Raw genomic sequence first — 26,984 nt, forward strand, 5'->3', positions numbered from 1 at the left:
GGGTGAAAATATGCTGATTAGCCGCGTTGAAACACTGCTGGTCGATGTTCCGGCTATACGTCCACATCGGCTGTCGGTGGCAACGGTTAACGTTCAAACCCTGGTTCTGGTGCATCTCGTATGTGACGACGGCGTTGAGGGCTGGGGAGAGGCCACCACTATTGGCGGGTTGAGCTACGGCGAGGAAAGCCCGGAAAGTATCAAGGTCAATATTGACCGCTGGATGGCCCCGCTGCTGGTCGGCCACGATGCCAGCCAGGTGGCGCGTCTGATGGCCCGCCTGAATCGCGCCGTGCGCGGCAACCATTTTGCAAAATGCGCGCTGGAAACGGCGCTGATGGATGCGCAGGCCCGACGGCTGAACATTCCGCTCAGCGAACTGCTGGGCGGCAGGCTGCACGACGAACTGTCGGTCGCCTGGACGCTGGCCAGCGGTGATACCGCGAAGGATATTACCGAGGCGCAGAACATGCTGGCGCTGCGCCGTCACCGGATATTCAAGTTAAAAATTGGCAGCCGCAGGCCGGAGGAGGATGTCGCTCACGTGCTGGCGGTTCAACGTGAACTTGGCGATGGCGTCAGTATCAGGGTCGATGTGAATCAGGCGTGGAGTGAGTACGAGGCGGAACGTAGCATCGCGCTTCTTGAAGCGGGCGGCATAGAGGCCGTAGAGCAGCCGATTGACGCCGCTAACCGTGCCGGACTGGCGCGTCTGGCACAGCGATTTACGATCGCCATCATGGCGGATGAAGCGCTGAAGAGTCAGCTGGACGCACTTGATTTGGCCAGAGGTGCCGCCGCCGATGTCTTTTCGATCAAAATCAGTCCGCCCGGAGGCCTGACCGCCGCGCGAAGGATGGCGGATATCGCCGTTCTCTCCGGTATTGCGCTGTATGGCGGCACGATGCTGGAGGGCAGTGTCGGTACCGCTGCCTCGGCACACCTGTTTTCAACCTTTCCCAAACTGAGTTTTGGCAGCGAGCTGTTTGGGCCGCTGCTGCTGACCGAAGATATTCTGCGCGAACCGCTGGTCTACCGTGATTTTATGCTGCAGGTACCGCAAGGTGCCGGGCTGGGTATCGCCGTCGATGAAGAAAAGGTGGCGGCTTTATGCCGCCGCTAACCCCATTACCAGGGGATTTGGCGCGGTTATCGGACACATTAAAAAATCAGGCAAATTGTCGCCGTTTAGCCTGTTTATTACCGATGCCCTACAGGAGTGAATAAAATGAACCACAATGAAATAGATGCACTGGTTGACAGTTTTATCGTCAATAAAGCCAGAGGAAAGGTGGAGCCGAGGGTGCAGAAGGTGGTTGTTCGCCTGCTTCGCGACCTGTTTAAAGCGATTGAGGATTTCGATCTCCAACCCACTGAAGTGTGGAAAGGGCTGGAGTACATTGCCGACTGCGGCAGAGCCCATGAAGTGGGACTGCTGGCCGCCGGGCTGGGACTGGAACGCTTTATGGATATCCGCTCGGATGAAGCCGAAGCCAAAGTCGGCCTGCGGGGCGGTACGCCGCGCACTATCGAAGGTCCGCTGTACGTAACGGGTGCGCCGGTTTGCACCGGCAATGTTCGCCTGGATGACGGCGCGGAAGACGATCGCGCCGACGTTCTGTTCATGCAGGGCGTCGTGCGTGGCGAGAAGGGAGAGCCGATCCCCGGTGCCACCGTTGAAGTCTGGCATGCCAATACTCTCGGTAACTATTCGTTTTTCGACAAAACGCAGTCGGCATTTAATCTGCGCCGTACCATCGTCGCCGATGGTGAAGGGCATTACAGCTTTCGTACTATTATGCCCGCCGGTTACGGCTGCCCGCCGGAAGGCCCCACTCAGCAGCTGTTGAACAAGCTCGGTCGTCACGGTCGGCGGCCGGCACATATTCATTTCTTTATCAGCGCCAGTGGCTATCGCAAACTAACCACGCAGATCAATATCGCCGGCGATGAATATCTGTGGGACGATTTCGCTTTTGCCAGCCGGGAAGGGCTGGTACCGAAGGTGAATCGGATTACCGCGCCGGAGCAGATTTCGGCCCGCCATTTGAGCAAGCCTTTCTCCGCAATCGACTTTGATTTCACACTCTATCAGCAGCGGGAAGCCGTAGCGGACTCGGAAGTGGATCGCCTGCGTGCCATTGGGTAAAACCAACGTTGAGCGCATCTGAGTAACTGTGTGGGAACTGAGAGCAAACCGGCGCGGCCCGTAAAGGCTGCGCCGGTGTTGTTATCAATCGGCAGTGATTAACCGATGGTCATCAGGCTGGCGTTACCGCCGGCGGCGGCCGTATTCACACTCAGCGAGCGCTCGTGCAGCAGTCGTTCCAGCAGTAGATTAGTTTCTCCGCGGGCAAAGCCCTGAACCGACACAATCGCGCCGTCCCGCGCGGCAATGGCCTCGCAGAGCGTACGCAGCTGGTCGGCATCGCCGTGATAGATCGCCGCATCATACTCCCCCTGTTCCAGCGGTCGCTCAGCCAGCGTAATCCGCTGCTGCACAGCCGCAGGAAGCTGCTGCCACAGCGCGCGGTGCAGCTCATCATCCTGCCACAGCGCCTGGCTGCCGACGGCGGTGACCGCTGCCAGCTGAACCAGCGTATCCTGCTCGTTGTCGGCAATACACAGCACCCGTTCGCGCGGCAGGAGGGTAAAGGTATTGCGCTCGCCGGTTGGCCCAGGCAGCAGGCGTACGGTGCCGCCCTGGCCCAGTTCGGCGTAGCGTGCGCACAGCGCTGCAAAATCCTTGCGATCCGCTGCCCACTCGCTCAGTGCCTGGTGCGCGGTCAGCAGTACCGGACGCAGCTGCGTATCCGGTGGGCTGAGGCGGTCCTGGCGGTTAAGCGTGGTTTGCAGCGCATCGTCCGGGCGGTACGACAGCAGGCGATACAGATAGAGCGGCCCACCGGCTTTCGGCCCGGTGCCGGACAGACCTTCACCGCCGAACGGCTGCACGCCGACCACCGCGCCGACCATATTGCGGTTAACGTAGAGGTTACCGACGTGGGCCTTCTGCGTGACCTGGCCGATGGTTTCATCGATGCGGGTATGCACGCCCAGCGTCAGGCCGTAGCCGGAGGCATTAATCTGCTCAATCACCTGTGGAAGCGTATTGCGGGCAAAGCGCACCACGTGCAGCACCGGGCCGAAGATCTCACGCGTCAGATCGGCCACGCTGCCCAGCTCAATCAGCGTCGGCTGCACGAAGGTGCCGGTCTGCCATTCCCGGCTGTCCTGCACCTGCTGCTGCGCGGACTGGAACACGGTAAAGCCTTTGCTGCGCATCGACTGAATATGCTGGTCGATATTGGCTTTCGCCTCGGCATCGATCACCGGGCCGATGTCGGTGGAGAATCGTTCAGGGTTGCCCATACGGCATTCGGCCATCGCGCCGCGCAGCATGGTCAGGGTGTGATCGGCCACATCCTCCTGTACGCAAAGCAGACGCAGCGCGGAGCAGCGCTGCCCGGCGCTGTCAAAGGCGGAGGCAACGATATCGGTGACCACCTGCTCGGTTAGTGCCGAGGAGTCCACGATCATCGCATTCATCCCACCGGTTTCGGCAATCAGCGGCGTCGGGCGGCCCTGCGGATCGAGGCGACCGGCCAGCCCGCGCTGCAGGAGTGTGGCAACCGCCGTAGAACCGGTAAACATCACGCCGCGCACTCGGTTATCCTGGGTCAGCTGCGCACCGACGGTTTCACCGGTGCCCGGCAGCAGCTGGAGCGCGCCCTGCGGCACGCCCGCTTCATGCAGGATCGCCACTGCGCGTGCGGCGATGAGCGGGGTTTGCTCGGCCGGTTTGGCCAGCACGCTGTTACCCGCGGCCAGCGCGGCGGCAATTTGCCCGCTGAAGATCGCCAGCGGGAAGTTCCACGGGCTGATACACACCACCGGACCCAGCGGACGGTGGGTTTCATTGTCGAAGTCGTCGCGTACCTGTCCGGCATAGTAGTGCAGGAAGTCCACCGCCTCGCGCACTTCGGCGATGGCGTTGCTGAAGGTTTTCCCGGCTTCACGCACCAGAATGCCGATCAGCGTCTGCATCTGGCCTTCCATCAGGATGGCAGCGCGTTCGAGGATTGCCGCGCGCTCCTGCGGCGGGGTGGCGAACCAGATCGGGCCGACGTTGACCGCCGCATCCAGTGCGGCAGAGACTTCTCCCGGCGTGGCGTGGCGCACGTGGCCGACAATATCCAGCGGCTCTGCGGGGTTAATTACCGGCAGGCTGTCGCCGGTTTCCAGCGACGCGTCGATCAGCGGTGCGGCCTGCCAGTTCTCGCTGGCGCTGTTCAGCAGGGCGCTGGACAACGACGCCAGGCGATGCTCATTGGCCAGATCCAGTCCGGCGGAGTTCTGCCGCTGTGTGCCGTACAGCTCGCGCGGCAGCGGGATTTTAGGATGCGGCAGGCCAACGGCGCCTTCGACCTGCGCCAGTTTCTCCACCGCCTCAACCGGATCGGCAACCAGTTCATCCAGCGGCAGGCTGGTGTCGGCAATGCGGTTAACAAAGGAGGTGTTCGCGCCGTTTTCCAGCAGGCGACGTACCAGGTAAGCCAGCAGGGTTTCATGGGTGCCGACCGGGGCATAGATACGGCAGGGGCGATTCAGCTTGCCGTCCGCCACTTTACCGACAACCTGCTCGTACAGCGGTTCGCCCATACCGTGCAGGCACTGGAACTCGTACTGGCCCGGATAGTAGTTGTTGCCCGCCAGCTGATAGATGGCCGCCAGCGTATGGGCGTTATGGGTGGCGAACTGCGGATAAATCAGATTGGGCACCGCCAGCAGCTTGCGGGCGCAGGCAATATAGGCGATGTCGGTGTACACCTTACGGGTGTATACCGGGTAGCCTTCCAGTCCGTCGACCTGAGCACGTTTGATTTCGCTGTCCCAGTAAGCGCCTTTGACCAGGCGGATCATCAGGCGGCGACGGCTGCGCTGCGCCAGATCGGTCAGCGCATCGATTACCATCGGGCAGCGTTTCTGATAGGCCTGAATGACAAAGCCGATACCGTTCCAGCCTTCCAGTTCCGGCTCAAAGCACAGTTTTTCCAGCAGATCGAGCGACAGCTCCAGCCGGTCGGCCTCTTCAGCGTCGATATTAATGCCGATGTCGTAGGAACGCGCCAGCAGGGTGAGGGATTTCAGCACCGGGTACAGTTCGTCCATCACCCGCTCGTACTGCGCGCGGCTGTAGCGCGGATGCAGCGCAGACAGCTTGATTGAGATACCCGGGCCTTCATAAATACCGCGGCCGTTGGAGGCTTTACCGATGGCGTGGATCGCCTGCTGATAGGAGAGCAGGTAGGCTTTGGCATCGCGGGCGGTCAGGGCGGCCTCACCCAGCATATCGTAGGAGTAGCGGAAGCCTTTCTCTTCCAGCTTGCGGGCGTTGGCCAGCGCCTCGGCGATGGTTTCACCGGTGACGAACTGTTCGCCCATCAGCCGCATTGCCATATCCACGCCTTTACGGATCAGCGGCTCACCGCTTTTACCGATAATACGGTTCAGCGAGCGGGAGAGGTTGGCTTCATTGTGGGTCGACACCAGGCGGCCGGTAAACAGCAGGCCCCAGGTGGCGGCATTCACAAACATCGACGGGCTGCGGCCCAGATGTGAATGCCAGTTGCCATTGCTGATTTTGTCGCGGATCAGCGCATCGCGGGTGGGTTTATCGGGGATACGCAGCAGTGCTTCGGCCAGGCACATCAGCGCCACGCCTTCCTGAGAAGAGAGGGAGAACTCCTGCAGCAGGTTTTGCACCATTCCGGCGCGCCCGCCTGCACTTTTTTGGTGCCGAAGTTTATTTGCCAGCTGGTGCGCCAGCTCATAGGTCGATTTTGCCAGGGCGGCAGGAAGGCGCGCCTGATCCAGCAGCATCGGCACCGCTTCGGTTTCCGGGCGGCGCCAGGCCGAGGTGATAGCCGCACGGGCAACGGACTGAGGCAAAACGCTTTCGGCAAAGTCGAGGAACGGCTGGTGCGTCTCTTCCTGCGGGCGCTCTTCTTCCTCAGCGGGAACCTGACCGGCGACCAGCTCGGGCAGGGACTGGCCCTGCTCAACCTGCTCAAGATAGTTAAAAATGGCCTGCTTGATTAGCCAGTGTGGCGTGCGGTCAATTCGCTGGGCGGCCTGCTTAATGCGGTCGCGTGTGGCGTCATCCAGTTTTACGCCCATGGTGGTTGTGCCCATGCCTGAAAGCTCCTGAATCAGAGAGAATAAACAATAGCGAGCAATATCACTGATGTTGCAACTTTGTGCAACCTCGTTAAATGTGACCTTTTCCTCACTCTTTAAAATCGGCCTTTTGTTAACGTCAAAAAAAGCGGCATGGTTATTGCTGCAAGAATCCCGCCAGGTATGAATGCCGCGTAAACCCTGGTTTTAATGAGGTTGCTGTGCGGGTGCAACCCGCTTAAATGTGACTCAGTGCAACCTGTTGACATTTGGCGGTTGCTACCGGGTGAAATGGCTGTGTGAAGTGTGTTAAATCGATTGTGCGCCGTAGCCGTTTACGGCAGGATACCGCCCCCGGCAGGAAGCCACCCTCTTGCGATGCTGCTGTTATTGCCCCTTTGGGCAGTAAACGCCTTGCAGCCTGAACGCTACGGAAACGAATAATAAGTGGAGAACCTGAATGACTGTAAGTACGCCAATGGTGGTGACCTTTTGTGTTTATATTCTCGGCATGGTGTTGATTGGCTTTATCGCCTACCGCTCAACAAAAAACTTTGACGATTACATTCTGGGCGGGCGCAGTCTCGGCAGCGTGGTGACCGCGCTTTCCGCCGGTGCGTCTGATATGAGCGGCTGGCTGCTGATGGGCCTGCCGGGCGCGATTTTCATCTCAGGTATCTCTGAGAGCTGGATCGCCATCGGTCTGACGCTGGGCGCCTGGCTGAACTGGAAGATTGTTGCCGGACGCCTGCGCGTGCAGACCGAGCACCACGACAATGCACTGACCCTGCCTGACTTTTTCTCCAGCCGCTTTGAGGATAGCAGCAAGCTGCTGCGGGTGATCTCCGCGCTGGTTATCCTGATCTTCTTCACCATTTACTGTGCCTCCGGCGTAGTAGCCGGTGCTCGTCTGTTTGAAAGCACCTTCGGCATGAGCTACGAAACGGCGCTGTGGGCCGGTGCCGCCGCCACTATCGTTTATACCTTTGTCGGTGGTTTCCTGGCGGTGAGCTGGACCGATACCGTTCAGGCCAGCCTGATGATTTTCGCCCTGATCCTCACGCCGGTGATTGTCATCTTTGCCGTGGGTGGACTCAGCGATTCTCTGCAGGTGATTGAAGCCAAGAGTATTGAAAATATTGATATGCTGAAGAACCTGAACTTCGTGGCGGTGATTTCACTGCTGGGTTGGGGCCTGGGCTACTTCGGCCAGCCGCATATTCTGGCCCGCTTTATGGCGGCGGATTCCCATCGTTCTATCCGTACGGCGCGCCGTATTGGTATGACCTGGATGATCCTGTGCCTGGCCGGTGCGGTCGCCGTTGGCTTCTTCGGGATTGCCTTCTTCCAGAACCATCCGGAACTGGCTGCCGGGGTTAATGAGAACGGCGAACGCATCTTTATTGAGCTGACGCGTATTCTGTTTAACCCGTGGATTGCCGGGGTGCTGCTGTCGGCGATTCTGGCGGCGGTGATGTCAACGCTGAGCTGCCAGCTGCTGGTGTGCTCCAGCGCGCTGACGGAAGATCTGTACAAAAACTTCCTGCGTAAAAACGCCAGCCAGCGCGAGCTGGTATGGGTAGGCCGCCTGATGGTGCTACTGGTTGCCGTGGTGGCGATTGCGCTGGCCGCGAACCCGAACAACCGCGTACTGGGCCTGGTTAGCTACGCCTGGGCGGGCTTCGGGGCCGCGTTTGGTCCGGTGGTGCTGTTCTCACTGATCTGGCGTCGCATGACCCGTAACGGCGCGCTGGCGGGGATGATCGTCGGTGCGGTGACCGTGCTGCTGTGGAAGGACTACGGCTATGCGGAACTGTACGAAATCATTCCAGGCTTCCTGTTCGCCAGCATTGCGATTCTGGTCTTCAGCCTGATCGGCAAAGCGCCGTCCGCTGCCGCGCAGCAGCGCTTTGACGCAGCGGAAGCGGAATACCACAGCTGATAAACGGCTGAGCCATTCTGCCGTGTAGCGGGATGGCTTTCCTCTTCCTGATTGATGGGGTTCCTCGATATGGGGAACCCCGTTTACCACAAAATCCTTTACGGTCAACACGACCTAAAAGTGCGCTCATTGCGGCCTGATCCTGAGTGCCCGATCGTTGCGTGAATCAGGATGGCCAGTAGCCAGATTTACCCATCACACCTTTCAGCAATCCTCTTTTCAGGTTGAACGAAACAAGTTTCCCTCCGTTACATTTCCTTAAATAATTCCCGCTCGCAAATCAGCAATATTTCACCTGAAACGCTTGTAATTCCTTGTCCGATAATGATAATCGATATCGTTTGTATTTTACTTTTCTTTACCGCACTTGACCGTATTTAACACTTCCGAGGGTGTTGGCATGTTTGTTCCTTTTCTGATTATGTTGCGTGAAGGGCTGGAGGCGGCGCTGATTGTCAGCCTGATTGCCAGCTATCTGAAGCGCACCCAGCGCAGCCAGTGGTTTGGCGCGATGTGGGTCGGCGTGGTGGTTGCCGCCGCGCTGTGCCTTGCGCTCGGCTGGTTCATCAATGAAACCACCGGCGAATTCCCGCAGAAACAGCAGGAGCTGTTTGAGGGACTGGTGGCGGTTGTCGCCGTGGTGATCCTGACCTGGATGGTGTTCTGGATGCGCAAAGTGTCGCGCAACGTGAAGGCCCAGCTGGAAGATGCGGTGGATAACGCGCTGAAGAAAGGCAACAGCAGCGGCTGGGCGCTGGTGATGATGGTGTTTCTTGCCGTCGCCCGTGAGGGGCTGGAGTCGGTGTTCTTCCTGCTGGCCGCTTTCCAGCAGGACGTGGGCTACGGGCCGCCGCTGGGCGCGATGCTCGGCCTGGGTACCGCAGTGGTGTTGGGCATGCTGATCTACTGGGGCGGGCTGCGCCTCAACCTGGCGAGCTTCTTTAAGTGGACCAGCCTGTTTATCATTTTTGTTGCCGCAGGCCTGGCGGCGGGGGCGATCCGCGCCTTCCACGAAGCGGGGCTGTGGAACCATTTCCAGGATGTCGCGTTCGATTTTAGCAATGTGCTCTCCACCCACAGCGTATTCGGTACGCTGATGGAAGGCATGCTTGGCTACCAGGAAGCCCCGAGCGTGAGCGAAGTGGCGGTCTGGCTGATTTATCTGATTCCTGCGCTGCTGCTGTTTATGCTGCCGGCACGCGCATCCACCTCTGCGGCGCGCAGCACGCGCTGAAACTGACCGGGCAGGCAGCCGCCTGCCGGTTCAACTCTTTGACAGGGATTACACTATGACTACACACTTTCGCCGCCACGCACTGAATGCCGCTCTGCTGGCCGTTCTGACCTCCTCGGGGGCGGCGCTGGCTGCTGATATTCCGCAGGTCAAGGTTAGCGTCAACGACAAGCAGTGCGAACCGATGACCCTGACGGTGGATGCCGGTAAAACCCAGTTCATCATCAAAAACGACAGCCAGAAAGCGCTGGAGTGGGAGATCCTGAAAGGGGTGATGGTGGTGGAAGAGCGTGAAAATATCGCCCCATCCTTTACCCAGAAGCTGACCGCTAATCTGGAAGCGGGCGAATACGATATTACCTGTGGCCTGCTGAGCAACCCGAAAGGCAAGCTGATTGTGAAAGCCAACGGCAGCAAAGTGAACGACGGCAAGCCGGACGTGCTGCAGCTGGTCGGGCCGATTGCCGACTATAAAGTCTACGTGATGAAAGAAGTCGAGCAGCTGGTTGCCGGAACGAAAGCCTTCACCGATGCGGTGAAAGCAGGCGATCTGGAAAAAGCCAAAGCGCTTTTCGCGCCAACACGCCAGCACTACGAGCGTATTGAACCGATCGCCGAGCTGTTCTCCGATCTCGACGGTGCCATCGATGCCCGCGAGGACGACTTCGAGAAGAAAGCAGAAGATCCGCACTTCACCGGTTTCCACCGCCTGGAAAAAGTCTTATTTGCTGATAACACTACAAAAGGTATGGATAAATTTGCCGACCAGCTGTACAAAGATGTGCAGGATCTGCAAACCCGTATCAGCGAGCTGGCTTTCCCTCCGGGCAAAGTGGTTGGCGGCGCGGCAGGTCTGATTGAGGAAGTCGCTTCCAGCAAAATCTCCGGTGAAGAAGATCGCTACAGCCGTACCGACCTGTGGGACTTCCAGGCGAACGTTGACGGCGCGCAGAAGATTGTGAACCTGCTGCGTCCGCTGTTGCAGAAGGCGAACCCGGATCTGCTGGCGAAAGTGGACGGTAACTTCAAAAAAGTGGACACCATTCTGGCGAAGTACCGTACCAAAGACGGCTATGAATCTTACGAAAAATTGACCGATGCTGACCGCAACGCTCTGAAAGGCCCGATTACGGCGCTGGCCGAAGACCTTTCCCTGCTGCGTGGAACGCTGGGACTGGATTAATCAGATATGGCAAAACCCGTTGATGACGTGACGTCAAGTTCACGTCGTCGTTTGTTGAAAGGTGTGGGCATCCTTGGCGGTGCCCTCGCCGTGACCGGCGGCTGTCCGGTCCATGCAGCCGGTGACGGGAAAGCCTCGTCGCCGGGCACCGTTTCTCCTTCCGCCCGAAGTGAAAGCCAGCCGTTCTTTGGGCTGCGCCAGTCCGGGATCGTTACGCCGCAGCAGGCGGCAATGATGCTGGTCTCGTTTGACGTGCTGGCCTCGGATAAAAACGATCTGGTGCGGCTGTTTAAGCTGTTAACCGATCGGATCGCGTTTCTGACCGCCGGTGGTAAAGCACCGCTGGTGACCAATCCGCAGCTGCCGCCTATGGACTCCGGTATTCTCGGCGATGATATTTATCCCGACAACCTGACCATCACCGTTTCCGTCGGCGCATCGCTGTTTGATGAACGATTCGGTCTGCAGGCGCAAAAGCCGCTGAAGCTGCAGCGCATGACCCGTTTCCCTAATGATGCGCTCGATGCCAGCCTGTGCCATGGCGATCTGCTGCTGCAAATCTGCGCCAATACCAACGATACGGCAATCCACGCGCTGCGCGATATTATCAAGCACTCGCCGGATCTGCTGAGCGTGCGCTGGCGCCGCGAAGGGTTTATTTCCGATCACGCCGCGCGCAGTAAAGGCAAAGAAACGCCGATTAACCTGCTGGGCTTCAAGGACGGCACGGCCAACCCGGATACCGGCGATGCTTCACTGATGGATAATATCCTGTGGGTGAGCAAAGAGCAGGGCGAACCCGCCTGGGCGCTGAACGGCAGCTATCAGGCCGCGAGGATCATCCAGTTTCACGTGGAGTTCTGGGACCGTACGCCGCTCGGCGAGCAGCAGACGATCTTTGGCCGGGTGAAACACAGCGGTGCCCCGCTGGGGATGGAAAACGAGCACGATGTACCGGACTACGTCAGCGACCCGGAAGGGAAAATCACGCCGCTGGATGCGCATATTCGCCTGGCGAATCCGCGTACGGTGGAAACGCAAAGTAACCTGATGTTACGCCGTGGCTACAGTTATTCCCTCGGCGTGTCGAAATCGGGCCAGCTGGAAATGGGGCTGCTGTTTGTCTGCTATCAGCACGATTTAGAAAAAGGCTTTCTGACCGTGCAAAAGCGTTTAGACGGCGAAGCGCTGGAGGAGTATATCAAGCCGATCGGCGGAGGATATTTCTTCGTTCTGCCGGGCGTAGTGGATGCTCAACACTATCTCGCTCAGGGCCTGCTTGAGGCCTGATTAATAATAGCGGGTGCCGCGCGCCCGCTATTCTATGTTATGTCGCCCGCTGTTTTTTGTTTCAATATCCCTCTCCCTCATTGTTTAAAAAACGCGCCATACAATTTAATTATGACAGTAATGTTAAATAAGTATTTAATTTAATGTTATGAATTTATTGATTTTATTTTTTGACAAATAATAACAGTAAAAAATATGTTGCAATTTCGCACCGATATGCTGGAATGAAATTGTAGTATCTTTTCGCATTAAGTATCCCACTACGGAGATAGCGAATGCCCAAGTCCTCTAATGGACCCGTAATCAGAAAGTCGACCATCGCCGTAAAACGCGAGGAGTTCATTTCCTCTACAGCATTCTCTTCTTTAACAATTTATCGTTCCATCAACCCTGTTAATTGCTTTCCGGTGCACTCTGCGCCCCGGCGCGGCTTTGCATCTGTTGCAACGGCCAGACACGGCTTAAAAGGAAGCCAAAACCTCTAAAGCGTTCACGTAATCGCATCGTCGTCCTGATGCGGGAAATGAAACCAACTGTAAGGTGCCACTATGGGAAGACAGAAAGCAGTGATCAAAGCTCGTCGTGAAGCAAAACGTGTGCTTCGTAGCGATTCGCGCAGTCACCGTCAGCGTGAAGAAGAATCGGTCACCTCGCTGGTGCAAATGGGTGGACTGGATGCAATTGGTATGGCGCGTGATACCCGCGACCATTCTCCGATTGCCGCCAGAAATGAAGCTCAGGCGCACTATCTCAACGCCATAGAAACCAAACAACTGATCTTTGCTACTGGTGAAGCCGGGTGTGGTAAAACCTGGATTAGTGCCGCGAAAGCGGCGGAGGCTCTGATTCATAAGGATGTGGAAAGGATCATAGTGACCCGACCGGTGCTACAGGCGGATGAGGATCTGGGATTCCTTCCCGGGGATATCTCAGAAAAATTCGCCCCGTATTTCCGCCCGGTCTACGACGTTCTGGTTAAACGTCTCGGCTCTTCCTTTATGCAGTACTGTCTGCGTCCCGAAATCGGTAAAGTAGAGATCGCTCCCTTTGCCTATATGCGTGGCCGTACCTTTGAAAATGCGGTAGTGATCCTCGATGAGGCGCAAAACGTCACCGCCGCGCAGATGAAAATGTTCTTAACGCGCCTGGGGGAAAACGTCACCGTTATCGTTAACGGCGATATCACCCAGTGCGACCTGCCTGCCCACGTTAAGTCCGGCCTCAGCGACGCCATGGCCCGCTTTGAGGAAGATGAGATGATTGGGGTGGTGCGGTTTACCGCAGAAGACTGTGTACGTTCTCAGCTGTGCCAGCGTACGCTGCTTGCCTACGGTTAACAGGATTTAAACGTTCAAAGCCCGGCACCTGCCGGGCTTTTTTTTGCCTATTTGTCGATGCCAAAACCCTGACGCAGAATGGCCGGCTGCACGGCGGGGAAATAGATATGCTGGTAGTAGCTGGCAGTGTTGTTGCCCCAGTTATCGCCATCGGTGCGGCCGGTCTGCTGCCAGTGCTCTACCATCGTCTGGTTGTAGCTGCGGATCGTTTCAGGCAGCACATCCTGGCGGTAATGCTCTTCATGGCGGAAGCCTGCCATCGGCATACGCGGTTTTTGCGGGGCGGGCTGATCGACATAGCCCAACACCACGCCAGCTACAGGGAAGGTCAGCTCGGGCAGCTGCAGTAGTTCGACCATCGCCGTTGGGTTGATGCGAATTCCGCCGATTGGCACCACGCCTAAGCCGTGTGAACGGGCGGCGGTCATGACGGCTTCCAGCGCAATACCCACGTCGGTTGCGCCTGAAACAATACTTTCCAGGCTCTGATGGGCGATCTGCTCTTTGCCTTCGGCGGCAATCGCCAGCTGACTTTTATGCATATCCAGTACAAAGGTAAGAAACACCGGAGCCTGAGCAATCCACTTTTGCCCACCGGCCAGTTCGGCAATACGTGCGCGGGTGGCGGCATCGCGGGTGACGATTACCGAAACCTGCTGGGAGTTGACCGAAGTCGGAGCGCGCCACGCGCATTCGATGATGTCATCAAGAATCCGGTCATCAATGGGTTTGGTCAGGTAGCTACGGTCGCTGCGGTGGTCTTTCAAAAGTTGTGTTGTGCTATTCATCAATAATAAACCTGGTAAACTAATTTAAAGCGCGAAGATAACTGACACAGAACAGCACGGTTTGCCACTTTGTGCCGGAGATCACATTTTTTCACCTTTCACCGCAGATCAAACCCGATTGTTCACCACCCATGCCTGCCATGATATTTCCAGGTATTACAAATAGATAAAAAACATAAATATAGTCCTTTATATTATTTCCTGAGCCGGGTGGCTCTTGCTAGCTTATCCGCATGCAGGAATCCAACCATTCAGGAGCTTTCAATGAAACATCGCGCTTTGGTCTTAACGTTGCTCGCCAGTCTGACCGGCCTTGCTGCCGGTGCCGCCCAGGCCGACAAGCTTGATGATATCAAGCAGGCCGGTGTAGTGCGTATTGCGGTGTTCGACAGCAACCCGCCGTTCGGCTATATCGATCCGCAAAGCAAAAAGCTGGTGGGCTATGATGTGGACTTCGCCGATGCCATCGGCAAGGCGCTGGGCGTGAAAGTGGAACTCCGCGCTACCAACCCGGCTAACCGCATTCCGCTGCTGGTCTCGAAGAAGGTGGATCTGATTGCCGCTAACTTCACCATCACCGACGAGCGCGCCAAAGAAGTGAATTTCAGCGTGCCGTACTTTGCCACCGGCCAGAAATTTATTGCCCGCAAAGGCGTGCTGAAAACCCCGGATGACATTAAAACCCTGCGCATCGGCGCGGACAAAGGCACGGTGCAGGAGATAACCCTGCGTGAGCGCTATCCTACCGCCAAAGTGATCTCCTACGATGATACCCCGCTGGCTTTCGTGGCGCTGCGTAACCGCAACGTACAGGCGATTACTCAGGACGACGCAAAACTGGTCGGCCTGCTCGGCAATCTGCCAGTCGCTCAGAAGGCGGAATTTGAAATTTCTCCGTTCAGCCTGACCAAAGAGTATCAGGGCGTCGGTATTCCAAAAGGTGAGGATCGCCTGACCGATGCGGTGAACGACACGCTGATCAAGCTGGAAAAAGACGGTGAGGCGGTTAAAATTTACGACCGCTGGTTCGGGCCGCAAACTAACGCCGCACAGCCGCGCGGCGATTTCAAAATCGGGCCATTGGATCAACAGCCGAAAGCCTGAAGCACGGTTTTCAGGTAACAGATAAGAGGGGCGCAGCTTGCTGCGCCCCTGATGCATTTTATAAAACAAGGACAGAACATGAACCTGGACTGGCTGCTGGCACCGCAGTACCTTGACTGGCTGTGGCACGGTTTTTTGCTCACCCTGTGGCTTTCGGCCTGTGCGGGGCTGGCCGCCACGCTGATGGGATTTGTGCTGGCCGCAATGCGCGACAGCAGCCTGGAACCGCTGCGCTGGCTGGCGATGGGCTACAGTTCCCTTTTTCGTAATACCCCGCTGCTGGTGCAGCTGTTCTTCTGGTACTTTGCCGCCGGGCAAATCCTGCCGGGTGCGGCAATGGACTGGCTGAACATGCCCCATCAGGCGGGTCCGTTTAGCTGGCCATCGTTCGAATTTCTTGCCGGTTTCTTTGGACTGACCGTGTATTCCTCCGCCTTTATTGCAGAAGAGATCCGCTCCGGGATTCGCGGCGTCGCGACCGGGCAGAAGGCTGCTGCGCTGGCGATGGGGCTGACCGGCTGGCAGGCGATGCGCTATGTGGTGCTGCCGCAGGCGCTGAAAATTGCGCTGCCGCCGCTGCTGGGCCAGTACATGAATGTGATTAAAAACTCGTCGCTGACCATGGCGATTGGCGTAGCCGAACTGTCTTATGCTTCCCGCCAGGTGGAGACCGAAACGCTGCGAACTTTCCAGGCATTCGGCGTGGCCACGGTATTGTACATCGCCGTTATTGCGCTGCTGGAAGGCTGGGGAATGTGGCGGCAGCAGCGTAAGCCGCTGGGAGGGCACTAAAATGGATTTCAGTATTATTCGCGATAATCTGGGCTATATGCTGTGGGGCACCTGGCCGGACGGGCCGCTGGGCGGGGCAGCGCTGACCCTGGCAATCAGCCTGATGGCCGGAGTGGCCTCAGCGGTACTTGGCACGGTGCTCGGCGTGGCGCTGGCGATGTCGCGCGGCGTGGCCGCCGGGCTGCTGGCGGCGGTGCTGGGTTTTTTCCGCGCGATCCCGGTGATTATGCTGATCTTCTGGACCTACTTCCTGCTGCCAATGGTGTTTGGCGTTGAGATCCCGGAAATCACAACGGTGGTGTGCGCGCTGGCGCTGATCGCGTCGGCCTATCTGGCCCATGCGGTTAAGGCCGGTATTGCGGCGATTCCTGCCGGGCAGTGGCAGGCAGGCCTTTCGCTGGGGCTGACCCGCTGGCAGACGCTGCGAATGATTGTTCTGCCGCAGGCGCTGCGGATGATGGTGCCTTCCTTTATTAACCAGTGGATCTCGCTGATCAAAGACACCTCGCTGGCCTATATTGTTGGGGTGGGGGAGCTGACCTTTCTGGCGACTCAGGTGAACAACCGCAGCATGGTTTACCCGATGGAGGTGTTCCTGTTTGTGGCGCTGGTCTATTTTATCTTCTGCCTGTCGCTGGATATCCTGGCCAATGCGGCAAATCGTCGCTTTAGTGCGCAGGGCCGGGTGCAGAAGCGCTCGTGGCTCGGGTGGAGAAAACAAAAAAGCGCCTTAACGTGAGGCGCTTTCTTAAATATCGTGCAAAACGTCATTCCTGCCGTTTTGTCGAACCCTGTCGAGGCTTCTCGGCCCTCTCTCCGGGAATTATGCATAAAAAAAAGCCTGAACTTTCGTTCAGGCTTTCTCTTTGAATATGGTGGTGAGAGAGGGGTTCGAACCCTCGATACGTTGCCGTATACACACTTTCCAGGCGTGCTCCTTCAGCCACTCGGACACCTCACCATATTGTCAAATCATCACCCGCTGGGGGGCAACGGGGCGCTACTATAGGCAGTCAGCTGTTACCGGTCAAGCAGTATTTTTCCCTGCGCTTCCGTTCGGTTAACTCCTGAGCAGCTGATTCACTTCATCCTGTTCAGCGTTATCGTTGTCATCTTAGTGTCACAGAGTGGACACAAAACTGACATTGTTGTATCGCAGACTGACTCCCTGAAATCTTTAGAAAAATTTATTCATGGAGATCGTAACAATGAAACAGAAAGCCTTTGCCCTCTCGCTGCTGACCGCGCTGGTGTGCTCTACCGCCACGGCGGACCTTGCCACATGGAACCGCGCCGCGCAGGGCGATATCACCGAACCGGGCGGTGCGCGCCGCCTGACCGGCGATCAAACCGAGGCGATTAAAGCCTCGCTGAGCAATAAGACCGCGAAAAACGTGATTTTGCTGATCGGCGATGGCATGGGTGATTCTGAAATTACCGCCGCGCGTAACTATGCCGAAGGCGCGGGCGGTTTCTTTAAGGGAATTGATGCGCTGCCGCTGACCGGCCAGTACACCCACTATGCGCTGGATAAAAAGAGCCACAAGCCGGACTACGTGACCGACTCCGCCGCTTCCGCTACCGCCTGGGCCACCGGCGTAAAATCCTATAACGGTGCGATTGGCGTTGATGTGAACGGCAAGGACCATCCATCTCTGCTGGAACTGGCAAAAGCCGCCGGTAAGGCCACCGGTAACGTCTCTACCGCCGAGCTGGAAGATGCGACTCCGGCGGCACAGATTGCGCACGTCACCTCACGTAAGTGTTACGGCCCGGAGAAAACCAGCGAGCTGTGCCAGAGCAACGCGCTGGAGAAAGGCGGTAAAGGCTCAATTGCCGAGCAGCTGCTGAACGCGCGTGCTGACGTTACGCTGGGCGGCGGCGGTAAAACCTTCGGTGAAGCGGCGAAAGCCGGTGAGTGGCAGGGGAAAACTCTGCTGGAGCAGGCTAAACTGCGCGGCTATCAGCTGGTTAACGATCTGGACGGCTTGAATGCCCTTACCGTGGCCGACGACAGCAAACCGGTGCTGGGCCTGTTCGCTGACGGCAACATGCCAGTACGCTGGAAGGGGCCAAAGGCAACTTATCACGGCAACCTTGATGGCAAGCCGGTGACCTGTGAAGTGAATGCCGAACGCCCGGCCTCAACGCCAACGCTGGCGCAGATGACCGAGAAAGCCATTCAGCTACTGGAAGATAAGCCGCAGGGCTTCTTCCTGCAGGTGGAAGGTGCATCGATCGATAAGCAGGATCATGCGGCGAATCCGTGCGGCCAGATCGGCGAAACCGTGGATCTGGATGAAGCCGTGCAAAAAGCGCTGGAGTTCGCGGCAAAAGACGGCAACACGCTGGTGATTGTTACCGCCGACCATGCCCACTCCAGCCAGATTATTGCCAATGACAGTAAGGCACCGGGCCTGACGCAGACGCTGAACACCCGCGAAGGCGGGCTGATGACCATCAGCTACGGTAACTCAGAAGAAGATTCGCAGGGGCACACCGGTACTCAGCTGCGTATTGCTGCTTACGGGCCACATGCGGCCAATGTGGTGGGCCTGACCGATCAGACCGATCTGTTCTACACCATGAAATCAGCGCTGGATATTAAGTAAATATTCACCTGTCTGGGGAGCTTCGCTACTATTTAAGCGACGCTCCCTTTCAGGAATCTTCCTATGCCGCAAAGCCTGCTGCGCACCCGTGATGGTCACGGTGCTACGGTCACGTTTTCCGAACTGCTGTTTGATCTGATCTACGTTTTTGCCGTTACGCAACTTTCACACTATCTTCTGCATCATCTGACGCTGGTCGGCGCACTGGAAACCCTGCTGCTGTGGTTCGCCGTCTGGCTGGGCTGGCAGTACACCACCTGGGTCACCAACTGGTTCGATCCGGAAACCCGCCAGATCCGTCTGCTGCTGTTTGTACTGATGCTGCTCGGCCTGTTTGCTTCCTCGGCGATGCCGCAGGCGTTTGGCGAGCGCGGCTGGATGTTTGCCCTGTGCTATGTGGCGCTCCAGGTGGGGCGCAGCGCGGTGACGCTTTGGCTGCTGCCGAAAGGGCATCTGCTGCTGCGTAATTTCCAGCGCATTCTCGGCTGGATGTGCATCTCCGCCGTATTCTGGATACTCGGCTGCTTCTTTGAGGGCGCGGAGAGGATGGTGCTATGGGCGATTGGCGTTTGCTGCATCTATTTTTCCCCCATGCTTGGCTTCCCGCTGCCCGGACTCGGGCGCTCGGACAGCAGCCGTGAATGGACCATTGATGGCCATCATCTGGCGGAGCGCTGCCAGCTGTTTGTGATTGTGGCGCTGGGGGAAACCATTTTGATTACCGGTGCCACGCTGAGCGAGCTGGAAGTCTGGAGTATGCCGATCGTCATTGCGTCGCTGGTGGCATTCGTCGGCAGTCTGGCGATGTGGTGGGTGTACTTCGATACCAGCAGCAAGGCGGGCAGCCATGCGATCCAGAAGGCGGATAACCCCGGGCAGATGGGAGCGCGTTTTCACTATGTCCACGTGGTGCTGGTGGGGGCGATTATCGTCTGTGCAGTCGCCAACGAACTGGTCATCGTCCACCCGGATGGCCATATCACCGTTGCGGATGCGGCGGTACTGCTGTTGGGCCCGGCCGCCTACCTGCTGGCCAACGCCATCTATAAGTTTCTGGTGTACCGCCGTTTCCCGCTGTCGCATATCGGCGGGCTGGCGGCGCTGGCGGTACTCATCCCTGTAGCATTGACGACCGATCGCCTGATGGTTAACGGACTGACGACGGTGGTGATGGTCATTGTGGCCGGGTGGGAGAGCCTCTCGCGCCGCCGTAATGTCGTGTAGGCCGGCGCGATTTCCGAGGCGTTACTGATAGGTAAAGGTGACGCCGATTATCGACTGTACATTGCCCGCCGTCAGGTCTCCGCTGGTGCGCGCATAGTTGGCGGTCAATCCCAGATCGCGCGCGGCTGGACCAACGGTTCCCAGTGAAACCGGATCGTTAGCCGGAACAACAGTGCCGCTGCGGGTCATTTGCACGCCGATACCCTGGGCAGGTAACGCCGAGGCGCTGTTGGTGAAGATAGAATTACCGGCATCTTCCGTGGTGCCCGAAAGGTAATAGCTGATCTGCTGGTTCTGCGCACACCGGATGTTCAGCGGCACTGCGGTCGATGCGGGATAGTCCGGCAGCGTCACCGTCACGTTACGCGAAGAGACGTCACAGCCGCCGGTGGGCACCACCACATCATTGTTAGCATAAATATTCCACACGAACTGGAAGGAGTCGTTATCCCTGTTATTGGTCTGGTGCAGGATCAGCACGGCGACCAGCGACCCGGCTTTGATTGTGACCCCACCTGCGGTGCTGATGGGAGTCAGATACAACACGGTTGGCCATCCCTTGTCGGCTTTTGAGGTATAGGTTACCGGTGCAGTTTCCCTGGTAGTTGGAAAGGGATAGCTGGCACTATTGTATCTTACGGTGCCGGTAAAGTTGGCCAGCGCACCGCCGTAGGCCGAACCACGTTGGAGGGTAACGTAATCGATCATGGTTTCCGGATAGTCGTTATGGCAGAAAATCTGCGACGACAGATCGACGACCAGGTTCTGCCCGACGCTGACCGCCGGTGTAAGGTTAACGTAGACGCTGGCTGCGCCGCCGCCGATCGGAATGGTTGCACCGTTGGCGGTTCGGCAGGCAAAAGCGAAGACGTTGGCAGACCAGCTCAGCAGCAGCAGCGCGGTCAGCAGGGTGATTATCTTTTTCATTTATCTATTCTCCGGATTCAGGCGTAGGTGTAGGTGACGCTAATCACCGCCTGGATAGTGCCCTGAGTGGCACCGCCGTTGACCGTCAGCGCTCTGACCTTCAGCGGGAACGTGGCGGTCTGGGTGGTCCCATCGACCTGTACCGATTTTTTGGTGCCGGTATTGAGGGTGGCGCCCGCATCATCCTGTAGCTCAAGCTGGATGCTGCCCGCCGTACCCTGGTTTTTGTAGTAGCCCGTGGCATCGGCCGTGCCGCTAAAACTGGCCGTTACGCGTGAAGTTCCGGCAGGGCAGTTGCTCAGATTCAGCGTGGCATCCTGCCAGGCGGACGAAGAACCCGCGGATACCAGGCTGAAGGTGTAGAGATCGCCAAGTTCTACCGCGGCGTTTTTGGTCGAAACCGCACAGGGTTGCGCTACCACTTTGCCGTTGACGGTGATTGTCACATCGGCGGCCTGCATAGTCGGGGAGGCAACTGACAGCATCAGCGCCAGCAGCCATCCGTTCCGGGTCAATTTCATTTCAGTCTCCCGTTACAGAAATTCAAGGGTGAACGTTGCGGTGGCATTCACGTGCCCGGCGGTAACCGGGATGCGGGTGGTCATCAGCTGAGCATAAAAGTTCAGCGTATTAGCCTGACCCGGCGTCAGCGTGGTCCAGGGAATACTGGCGGAGGTGGCGTTCAGTGGCAGCATTGCCTGCTGCGCGTTAAGGATTTGAATCCCCATTCCAGCCGCCGATGCTGCGCCAGTGTTGAGCTTCAGCAGCGCGGTATTATCGTTATCCGCCACGCCGGTGAAGCCGACTTTGACCGCCGTCACCGAACTGCCGCAGGGCGACAGCAGGATACGGAACGGAACCGGAGGTGTGGTACTGCCCACCGCGTGAAACTGTCGGGCCGCGTTATTCATCAGATCGACGGTGAAGTCTTTTGATTCAGTGGCTACAGTGCAGGCGTTATCCCGCACGTAGCCGCTGATGGTAATCGTGCTGTCTGCCGCAGCGGCTCCGTTAGACGCCAGCAGCAGGCATGCGCCCAGCAGATAAAGTGTTTTTTTCATCATGGCTTCCTTAGCGGCACACCGCTGACAGCTGGCTCAATGCCTGCTCCTGATCTTCTTTCGCCACGCGGTAATCGGCCTGGCAACTGGCGTCCGCCCCGTCTCCCCATTTCACCAGCACCTTACCGGCCGCCGGCATGCCGCTGAGATACACCTGGCCACCGTCGGCGACAATGCTGCTATTCTGGCCGTCGGCAGAAGACGCCATGGCACCAAACGGCACGGGTTTACCGTTGTAAGTCAGGGTCATCAGTAGCTTCATGCCGACCTGAGCCTTAAACTCGGCGCGGACAATCGCGCCGTGTGTCGGCACCACGGTGGCAACGGCGTCATTCAGTTCAATGTTGTCCGCCAGACTGTTGGTATTCAGCGCGATGCGGTTTTCGCGATAATCCGTGGCGTAAGGCAGTACGGCGTAGCCGCGGCTGTCGGTGCGAACGCCGGTCTGATTTTCCACTTTCACATTTCCTGCACCGGGTGCCTTAATCAGCACGACCGTATCGTTCATTGGCTGGCTTAGCGTCACGCCGTTAGCATGCGCCAGTACACCGCCGCTCATGCCGTAATAAACCTGATCAATATTTTCACTCCGGCTGTAGCCGACGTTAGCGTTAGCATGGCCACCACGGTAGTTCAGTGCCGCATACCCGTTACTGCCGCTGCTGCCGTTGCCACCGCCTGCATAGCCGGTCTGCATGCTGTAGCTCAGGTTATTGTCTTCCAGCACGGTACCGTAAAGCCCGGCCAGGCTGGTCGTCCGTCCATTGAGATCGTTCGACATGCTGTAGCTTGCGCTGGCATTACGCCACGCGGATTGACTGTCGGAGCGCATCCAGTGGCTGAACGGAATCGACACGTTCAGCGCCAGCATCTGGTCGCGGCCCTGCTGCCAGGCATTTTTGGTCAGGCTATAGCTCAGCGTCCAGTTAATGTCATCAACGGCGGTGTTCACGCCGAGCTGCAGCTGCTCATCGGCGCCATCGGTTCCCCAGTAGGTCTGATGACTGCCGCTCAGATAGGCGGTCGCAGTGCGTCCTAACTGCTGGGTGATGCTGGCCTGAACTTTGCCGCGTTTGCTGTAAGCGAGGTTATAGTAGTCACTGAAGACCGGTTTCATCTCGACGATGCCATCCTGCGTTTCCACGTTGTAGCCGCTCATGCGGTTATAGGTGGTATCGGCAAAGCTAAAAAAGCCGCGGGTAGAGTAGCGATAACCCACCAGCTGAAAATTGGTGCCTGTTTCACTGAGCGATTTGTTATACAGAAAGCGTATCGACTGTCCCTGATGATCGCTGTCATCGGGCAGGGTGGCGTTGGCCTGGGTCACATCAAGCGACAGCGCGCCGAACTCGCCCATGTTTTTACCCACGCCGAGGTTAAATGCACGATAGCGATCTGCCAGCTGTGCGCCGCCGTAAATCGTAAAACCCGAGGCCAGTCCGTGTAGCAGGGTGCCCTGGACAAAATGGGGGTTTTCCTGCCGATCGTTTCCGCTGCGGTATTCCCCGGCGGTAAATGAGTAGCGGGTACGGCCTTCACGCTGCAGGATCGGAACGGAGGAGTAGGGCACGGTGAAAACCTGGCTGCTGCCGTCGGCTTCTTTAATGGTGACCTGCAGATCGCCGCCGCTTCCCGCTGCGTAGAGATCGTTGATGGTGAACGGGCCCGGTGGCACGGTACTGTGATAGATTTCGTAGCCGTTTTGTTTGATCGAAACCTGTGCCGTACCGCGGGCAATACCGTGAACGGACGGCGCAAAGCCTCGCTGACTGTCCGGCAGCATATTGTCATCGGAAGCCAGCTGGAGACCACGGAAGTTGATACCGTCGAAGATATCACTGTTGCTGTAGCTGTCGCCCAGCGTCAGGCGTGAACGCCATGAAGTGATGTCGCGCTCCAGCCAGGTGTTCACGTGCTGCCATTTATTTTCATTGCTGTTGGAGCTGCCGCTGCTGCTGTAACTCCAGGTGGTGTTATCGCGCAGGCGCCAGGCACCGATATTCAGCCCGCTTTGCAGGTTAAGATAAGCATAATTGCTGTTGCCGCCGTTCGTGTTGTGAACGCTGTTACCGGTGAAGTTGTAATTCAGCAAACCGGCATTAATACCGTTATCCCACATTTCAGGTGGAATATAGCCGCGAGCATGTCCGCCCATAAAAGCCTGAGGAATGGTCAGGTATAAACGCTGCTGACCTACGTCAAAGCGGCTGGTGGCATCGGGAATCATCTGAGCGAGTGCTACGCAGGCATCATTTCCCAGCAGCTCCATTCCGGCGATTGATGAGGTGTTCACACCCATATCGCTCAGCTGGCCGCGCGTCAGGCAGGGAATCAAACCATGACCGTCTTCACCCGGATTAAAGCTGACGTCATGAGTCGTCATGTAACCGTCGTTGAGATAGATATCGACGCGGTAGGTGCCCGCCGGGACTTCCTGTCCTTTTTCAAAGTTAGAAAGGTCCGCGACTGCTGCGGGGTCGTCTGCCAGAAAACGCGGGTTAAAGTAAATTTCTGCCTGTGTAGAAAAGGTCTGCGAAGCCAGTAAAATTGCGAGCGGGATGCGGGCGAATTTGCCGGAAGATTGCGATTCATTGCTCAGTGCGCGTCGGAAAGCCAAACGGTCGAGTCCATATTTCAGATGTGACATAGTCCCTCCGGTCCGAAGTCGCCCGGCAGTCATTTCTTTTCGTTAATTGGGGGAAGGGGAGAGCGTTTCTCCCCATCGATTTACTGCATCGTGCCTTTCATGCGAGGGGTTAAAGCACCGTAATCATTAATGGTGCGCCAGGAGATATCACTGCCTGCATCCGCAGGAAGTTTGATGCTGACTTCGCCCATTGGCGGCACGAGTGCATTTTCCAGAATTCGGGTACCGGCGTTGATCTCGGTGAGAGTCTGGTAATAAGGCGTTGGATTAATCAGCGTGAGCGTACCCGCGCTGCGGCGAAACTTAATCTTTTCTGCGGCCTGCTCTGGCGGCATGGCGAGATTAGCCGGACGATAGTAAAGCTTGATGCGGCTGATAATGGCCAGCTGTAGCGTATTTTCGCTGAGCTTTGATTTTTCCATTGACGGGATCGCTTTAACATTCATCCAGAACAGACTTTCGCGATCCTGCGGCAGCTGATTGTTGGTGGCATCCACGATGCGCAGGGTATTCTCTTTTTTACCCTGCATGGCAAACAGCGGAGGCGTGATAACGAAACGGCCGTCCTTCACTCCATCCTTATTCTCAACCCATGACTGGATAAGATAGGTGCTGCTGTCATCGTTATTTGTCACGGCCAGCTGAACCTGTTTTTGCCCGGCGGGATAAATGACCCGGGTTGCGCCCAGTGCAACGCCGGCTTCTGCCTGCGGAACCAAGCCCGCAGTGGCAACCATAAATAAGCCAGCCAACAGGCCCCGAGTGAAGTTAAGTGTTTTTTTCATGTTGTCTCCTTTAGCATTCACCGTATGTTCTGTTGGCGGTATCTATGCTGTTAATTACTGATAGGTCAGGGAGAACCAGGCCTGCGCATTCGCGATGCCGCCGGTAACCTGATTGCCCGTTGCCCGATATTTTGCGACGAAATGTAATGTGTTCAGCCCGGTATAAATTCGCGTCCATGAAGCGGGTGGTGAATTTGGACTGATCAACTGGTCATCTTTGTCGAACAGTGCAACACCGATTCCGGTTGCGATCCCTGGGCCTTCTCCGACGGAGAGAACCTCGGGGTTTTTACCATCAGCGACGCCGTGAAAGGTCACGCCCACGTGCTGACTGACTGCCGTGCTGCATTCCTGCAGCTGAATGTCGAAGGGAACGGGATTGGCATCTTCCCCTGCGGCATGAAAACGGTTACTACTGATTTGCCCCATCCTGACTGTCATTTGCCGGTCACCGGCTTCAACGCGACAGGATTCGGCGATAACGATCCCCTGGAAACGCATACTTCCGCCGGGTAAGGTGACGTGCCACTGATTTCCCGCCAGTGCCAGCGGGGGTAACAGCAACATCAACAGACCCGATTTCATCCTTTGCATTTTGTTCATCCCAGTCCCGTTGCGGATAGCGGGCCATCCTGGCCCGATTCGCTTCCCTGCGTGATGAGTGTCTTACTCGTACTGAACTTTGAAGGTGGCGTCAGCGTTCGCGGTACCTGCGGTTGCAGCATCGGTAGCGAAGTAGCGCGCCTGGAATGGAATCACGTTGGTGCCATCGTTCAGGACAGTTGCATTGCTGAAGTCAGCACCATCCAGTTTCAGTGGCGTGCCGGTTCTGTCGAGGATCTGTACGCCAACGTTGGTTGCGCTGCCCGCAGCGGAGCTTTGCAGCGCCAGTACATCCGGGTTAGCGTTATCAATGGCCGTTCCTGAGAAGGCAACGGCTGCTTTGGTCGCAACGGAGGTATCACAGTCGTTCAGCTGGATGTTGAAACCGACCGCCGAGCTGGTATCACCTAAAGCGGCGAGCTTAGCTGAACGAACCTGGCCTAACGTTACGGTCTGGTCCATTGAGCCGGCATCGACTGCACAGGCTGCGTTGACCACTTCACCTTTAAAGTGAACCGTACCGCCATTCACCGTCGTGGTTGCAGCCAGAGCAGCAGTAGAGGTCAGAGACAGGGCAGACAGAACAACAATCGCTAATTTTTTCATGATATATTTCCTTTATCATATTGGTGAGGCTATTACTCAGATGTAATGAGCCGGTTTTTTAAAAATAATTTATGGAACATAATTCTGTTTTCACACCCCAGCTTCATCATTAAATTCCGCCGGTGTGAATAAATTGTTTTTAGCTTTACGCCAAGTTTTAAAGCTATTTCCTTATTGCTTTCTCCCTTTCTTAACATGTTGAGCATCTGTTTTTCACGATGCGTTAAGTTGAATTTAATATGGTAATTCCCTGGTGTGTCTTCACTCGCAAAGAAAGAAATAATTTCTTTCAGGCTGCTTCCTTTATCTAAAACGGCTACTTCCTTATAAAGTTCGGAGTTGTAATAGGCCAAATCGCTGGAAGCGAAAGCCACCGTTTTTTTTCTGGAAGCAGGCAGGTCCTTACATTCATTTATGTCATTAAAATCCAGGTCAACAACCTGGTAAAATGCTTCAATAAAATCTGTGCCGAGCAGTTCCAGTAGGCCAAGGATAAAATATTGGTCGTGTGATAACACATTCCTTGACGGTTTAATGCCTGAATTCAATTCCATGATATCGACCCTTATTCCCTGTGTGCCCGACATATCAATAACTCCGCAATAATTTACCACCTTAAAAATCTTCAGCTATGTGATAAGGTCAAAAGCAGCTTCTTTGTCTGTGTCA

The 26,984-nt window shown here is 56.8% G+C and carries 22 protein-coding genes and 1 tRNA gene; 12 read left to right on the plus strand and 11 right to left on the minus strand.

Features of this window, described 5'->3' with window-relative positions; translation table 11 throughout:
* The first annotated feature begins 10 nt into the window (after window positions 1-10).
* On the plus strand, window positions 11-1,123 hold the full coding sequence (locus tag JOE09_RS21765) for a muconate/chloromuconate family cycloisomerase (RefSeq protein WP_205067281.1): 1,113 nt from the start codon (window positions 11-13) through the stop codon (window positions 1,121-1,123).
* A gap of 105 nt (window positions 1,124-1,228) precedes the next feature.
* Complete coding sequence (catA, locus tag JOE09_RS21770; RefSeq protein ID WP_205067282.1) at window positions 1,229-2,149, plus strand: catechol 1,2-dioxygenase; 921 nt, start codon at window positions 1,229-1,231, stop codon at window positions 2,147-2,149.
* Window positions 2,150-2,247: 98 nt separating this feature from the next.
* Here the strand turns inward: catA and putA are convergent, their stop codons facing one another.
* Window positions 2,248-6,195, minus strand: coding sequence for a trifunctional transcriptional regulator/proline dehydrogenase/L-glutamate gamma-semialdehyde dehydrogenase (putA, locus tag JOE09_RS21775; protein ID WP_205067283.1), 3,948 nt, complete (start codon window positions 6,193-6,195; stop codon window positions 2,248-2,250).
* 445 nt (window positions 6,196-6,640) lie between these two features.
* On the opposite strand from putA, the gene putP reads away from it, so the two are divergent.
* From putP to phoH, 5 genes are all read left to right on the plus strand, one after another.
* Window positions 6,641-8,122: a sodium/proline symporter PutP gene (putP, locus tag JOE09_RS21780; RefSeq protein WP_205067284.1), complete on the plus strand. Its 1,482-nt coding sequence runs from the start codon at window positions 6,641-6,643 to the stop codon at window positions 8,120-8,122.
* A gap of 400 nt (window positions 8,123-8,522) precedes the next feature.
* A complete protein-coding gene (gene efeU / locus JOE09_RS21785) occupies window positions 8,523-9,356 on the plus strand; it encodes an iron uptake transporter permease EfeU (protein WP_205067285.1) in 834 nt (277 codons plus the stop codon).
* Window positions 9,357-9,411: 55 nt separating this feature from the next.
* The gene (gene efeO, locus JOE09_RS21790) at window positions 9,412-10,539 is read left to right on the plus strand and encodes an iron uptake system protein EfeO (protein ID WP_205067286.1); all 1,128 of its coding nucleotides are present in this window, start codon (window positions 9,412-9,414) and stop codon (window positions 10,537-10,539) included.
* Window positions 10,540-10,545: 6 nt separating this feature from the next.
* Window positions 10,546-11,829, plus strand: a complete 1,284-nt coding sequence (efeB, locus tag JOE09_RS21795) for an iron uptake transporter deferrochelatase/peroxidase subunit (protein WP_205067287.1) — start codon at window positions 10,546-10,548, stop codon at window positions 11,827-11,829.
* 548 nt (window positions 11,830-12,377) lie between these two features.
* Window positions 12,378-13,166: a phosphate starvation-inducible protein PhoH gene (phoH, locus tag JOE09_RS21800; RefSeq protein ID WP_123329080.1), complete on the plus strand. Its 789-nt coding sequence runs from the start codon at window positions 12,378-12,380 to the stop codon at window positions 13,164-13,166.
* Between the two features lie 47 nt (window positions 13,167-13,213).
* On the opposite strand, the gene JOE09_RS21805 is transcribed toward phoH, so the two are convergent.
* Window positions 13,214-13,954 carry a nitroreductase family protein gene (locus tag JOE09_RS21805; protein ID WP_205067288.1) on the minus strand — a complete coding sequence of 247 codons (741 nt, stop codon included), beginning with the start codon at window positions 13,952-13,954 and terminating at the stop codon, window positions 13,214-13,216.
* 264 nt (window positions 13,955-14,218) lie between these two features.
* Between JOE09_RS21805 and JOE09_RS21810 the strand changes: the two genes are divergently transcribed.
* The 3 genes from JOE09_RS21810 (at window position 14,219) to JOE09_RS21820 (ending at window position 16,589) form a co-directional block, all read left to right on the plus strand.
* Window positions 14,219-15,058 (plus strand): ABC transporter substrate-binding protein, encoded by an 840-nt coding sequence (locus JOE09_RS21810; RefSeq protein ID WP_205067289.1) that lies wholly within the window; start codon window positions 14,219-14,221, stop codon window positions 15,056-15,058.
* A 78-nt stretch (window positions 15,059-15,136) separates the two neighbouring features.
* On the plus strand, window positions 15,137-15,850 hold the full coding sequence (locus tag JOE09_RS21815; RefSeq protein WP_205067290.1) for an amino acid ABC transporter permease: 714 nt from the start codon (window positions 15,137-15,139) through the stop codon (window positions 15,848-15,850).
* Window position 15,851: 1 nt separating this feature from the next.
* The gene (locus JOE09_RS21820; RefSeq protein WP_200544188.1) at window positions 15,852-16,589 is read left to right on the plus strand and encodes an amino acid ABC transporter permease; all 738 of its coding nucleotides are present in this window, start codon (window positions 15,852-15,854) and stop codon (window positions 16,587-16,589) included.
* A 134-nt stretch (window positions 16,590-16,723) separates the two neighbouring features.
* On the opposite strand, the gene JOE09_RS21825 is transcribed toward JOE09_RS21820, so the two are convergent.
* Window positions 16,724-16,811 (minus strand) — tRNA-Ser (locus tag JOE09_RS21825).
* Window positions 16,812-17,058: 247 nt separating this feature from the next.
* Between JOE09_RS21825 and phoA the strand changes: the two genes are divergently transcribed.
* A complete protein-coding gene (phoA, locus tag JOE09_RS21830) occupies window positions 17,059-18,462 on the plus strand; it encodes an alkaline phosphatase (RefSeq protein ID WP_205067291.1) in 1,404 nt (467 codons plus the stop codon).
* A gap of 63 nt (window positions 18,463-18,525) precedes the next feature.
* A complete protein-coding gene (locus JOE09_RS21835; protein WP_205067292.1) occupies window positions 18,526-19,686 on the plus strand; it encodes a low temperature requirement protein A in 1,161 nt (386 codons plus the stop codon).
* Window positions 19,687-19,707: 21 nt separating this feature from the next.
* On the opposite strand, the gene JOE09_RS21840 is transcribed toward JOE09_RS21835, so the two are convergent.
* The 8 genes from JOE09_RS21840 to JOE09_RS21875 all read right to left on the minus strand — a co-directional run bounded on the left by JOE09_RS21840 (window position 19,708) and on the right by JOE09_RS21875 (window position 26,902).
* On the minus strand, window positions 19,708-20,613 hold the full coding sequence (locus JOE09_RS21840) for a fimbrial protein (RefSeq protein ID WP_205067293.1): 906 nt from the start codon (window positions 20,611-20,613) through the stop codon (window positions 19,708-19,710).
* 17 nt (window positions 20,614-20,630) lie between these two features.
* Window positions 20,631-21,134: a type 1 fimbrial minor subunit FimG gene (fimG, locus tag JOE09_RS21845; RefSeq protein WP_205067294.1), complete on the minus strand. Its 504-nt coding sequence runs from the start codon at window positions 21,132-21,134 to the stop codon at window positions 20,631-20,633.
* Between the two features lie 12 nt (window positions 21,135-21,146).
* The gene (gene fimF / locus JOE09_RS21850; protein ID WP_205067295.1) at window positions 21,147-21,677 is read right to left on the minus strand and encodes a type 1 fimbrial adaptor subunit FimF; all 531 of its coding nucleotides are present in this window, start codon (window positions 21,675-21,677) and stop codon (window positions 21,147-21,149) included.
* A 7-nt stretch (window positions 21,678-21,684) separates the two neighbouring features.
* Entirely contained in the window at window positions 21,685-24,321 is a 2,637-nt protein-coding gene (locus tag JOE09_RS21855) for a fimbrial biogenesis usher protein (protein ID WP_205067296.1), read from the minus strand.
* Between the two features lie 80 nt (window positions 24,322-24,401).
* Window positions 24,402-25,106 (minus strand): fimbria/pilus periplasmic chaperone, encoded by a 705-nt coding sequence (locus tag JOE09_RS21860; protein ID WP_239553240.1) that lies wholly within the window; start codon window positions 25,104-25,106, stop codon window positions 24,402-24,404.
* Between the two features lie 54 nt (window positions 25,107-25,160).
* Complete coding sequence (gene fimI, locus JOE09_RS21865) at window positions 25,161-25,700, minus strand: type 1 fimbrial minor subunit FimI (RefSeq protein WP_205067298.1); 540 nt, start codon at window positions 25,698-25,700, stop codon at window positions 25,161-25,163.
* 72 nt (window positions 25,701-25,772) lie between these two features.
* Window positions 25,773-26,315 (minus strand): type 1 fimbrial major subunit FimA, encoded by a 543-nt coding sequence (fimA, locus tag JOE09_RS21870; protein WP_200544170.1) that lies wholly within the window; start codon window positions 26,313-26,315, stop codon window positions 25,773-25,775.
* A 32-nt stretch (window positions 26,316-26,347) separates the two neighbouring features.
* Window positions 26,348-26,902, minus strand: coding sequence for a helix-turn-helix transcriptional regulator (locus JOE09_RS21875; protein WP_234479927.1), 555 nt, complete (start codon window positions 26,900-26,902; stop codon window positions 26,348-26,350).
* Between the last annotated feature and the right edge of the window lie 82 nt (window positions 26,903-26,984).

This window comes from Pantoea coffeiphila (assembly GCF_016909495.1).
Lineage (GTDB): Bacteria > Pseudomonadota > Gammaproteobacteria > Enterobacterales > Enterobacteriaceae > Erwinia > Erwinia coffeiphila.

Coding starts and splice junctions, on each gene's coding strand:
- fimG (WP_205067294.1), bottom strand. CDS start 21,134: ATGAAATTGACCCGGAACGGATGGCTGCTGGCGCTGATGCTGTCAGTT.
- efeO (WP_205067286.1), top strand. CDS start 9,412: ATGACTACACACTTTCGCCGCCACGCACTGAATGCCGCTCTGCTGGCC.
- phoA (WP_205067291.1), top strand. CDS start 17,059: ATGAAACAGAAAGCCTTTGCCCTCTCGCTGCTGACCGCGCTGGTGTGC.
- JOE09_RS21860 (WP_239553240.1), bottom strand. CDS start 25,106: ATGAAAAAAACACTTAACTTCACTCGGGGCCTGTTGGCTGGCTTATTT.
- efeU (WP_205067285.1), top strand. CDS start 8,523: ATGTTTGTTCCTTTTCTGATTATGTTGCGTGAAGGGCTGGAGGCGGCG.
- JOE09_RS21805 (WP_205067288.1), bottom strand. CDS start 13,954: ATGAATAGCACAACACAACTTTTGAAAGACCACCGCAGCGACCGTAGC.
- JOE09_RS21840 (WP_205067293.1), bottom strand. CDS start 20,613: ATGAAAAAGATAATCACCCTGCTGACCGCGCTGCTGCTGCTGAGCTGG.
- fimI (WP_205067298.1), bottom strand. CDS start 25,700: ATGCAAAGGATGAAATCGGGTCTGTTGATGTTGCTGTTACCCCCGCTG.
- JOE09_RS21855 (WP_205067296.1), bottom strand. CDS start 24,321: ATGTCACATCTGAAATATGGACTCGACCGTTTGGCTTTCCGACGCGCA.
- JOE09_RS21815 (WP_205067290.1), top strand. CDS start 15,137: ATGAACCTGGACTGGCTGCTGGCACCGCAGTACCTTGACTGGCTGTGG.
- phoH (WP_123329080.1), top strand. CDS start 12,378: ATGGGAAGACAGAAAGCAGTGATCAAAGCTCGTCGTGAAGCAAAACGT.
- JOE09_RS21875 (WP_234479927.1), bottom strand. CDS start 26,902: ATGTCGGGCACACAGGGAATAAGGGTCGATATCATGGAATTGAATTCA.
- putA (WP_205067283.1), bottom strand. CDS start 6,195: ATGGGCACAACCACCATGGGCGTAAAACTGGATGACGCCACACGCGAC.
- efeB (WP_205067287.1), top strand. CDS start 10,546: ATGGCAAAACCCGTTGATGACGTGACGTCAAGTTCACGTCGTCGTTTG.
- catA (WP_205067282.1), top strand. CDS start 1,229: ATGAACCACAATGAAATAGATGCACTGGTTGACAGTTTTATCGTCAAT.
- JOE09_RS21820 (WP_200544188.1), top strand. CDS start 15,852: ATGGATTTCAGTATTATTCGCGATAATCTGGGCTATATGCTGTGGGGC.
- putP (WP_205067284.1), top strand. CDS start 6,641: ATGACTGTAAGTACGCCAATGGTGGTGACCTTTTGTGTTTATATTCTC.
- JOE09_RS21810 (WP_205067289.1), top strand. CDS start 14,219: ATGAAACATCGCGCTTTGGTCTTAACGTTGCTCGCCAGTCTGACCGGC.
- fimA (WP_200544170.1), bottom strand. CDS start 26,315: ATGAAAAAATTAGCGATTGTTGTTCTGTCTGCCCTGTCTCTGACCTCT.
- JOE09_RS21765 (WP_205067281.1), top strand. CDS start 11: ATGCTGATTAGCCGCGTTGAAACACTGCTGGTCGATGTTCCGGCTATA.
- JOE09_RS21835 (WP_205067292.1), top strand. CDS start 18,526: ATGCCGCAAAGCCTGCTGCGCACCCGTGATGGTCACGGTGCTACGGTC.
- fimF (WP_205067295.1), bottom strand. CDS start 21,677: ATGATGAAAAAAACACTTTATCTGCTGGGCGCATGCCTGCTGCTGGCG.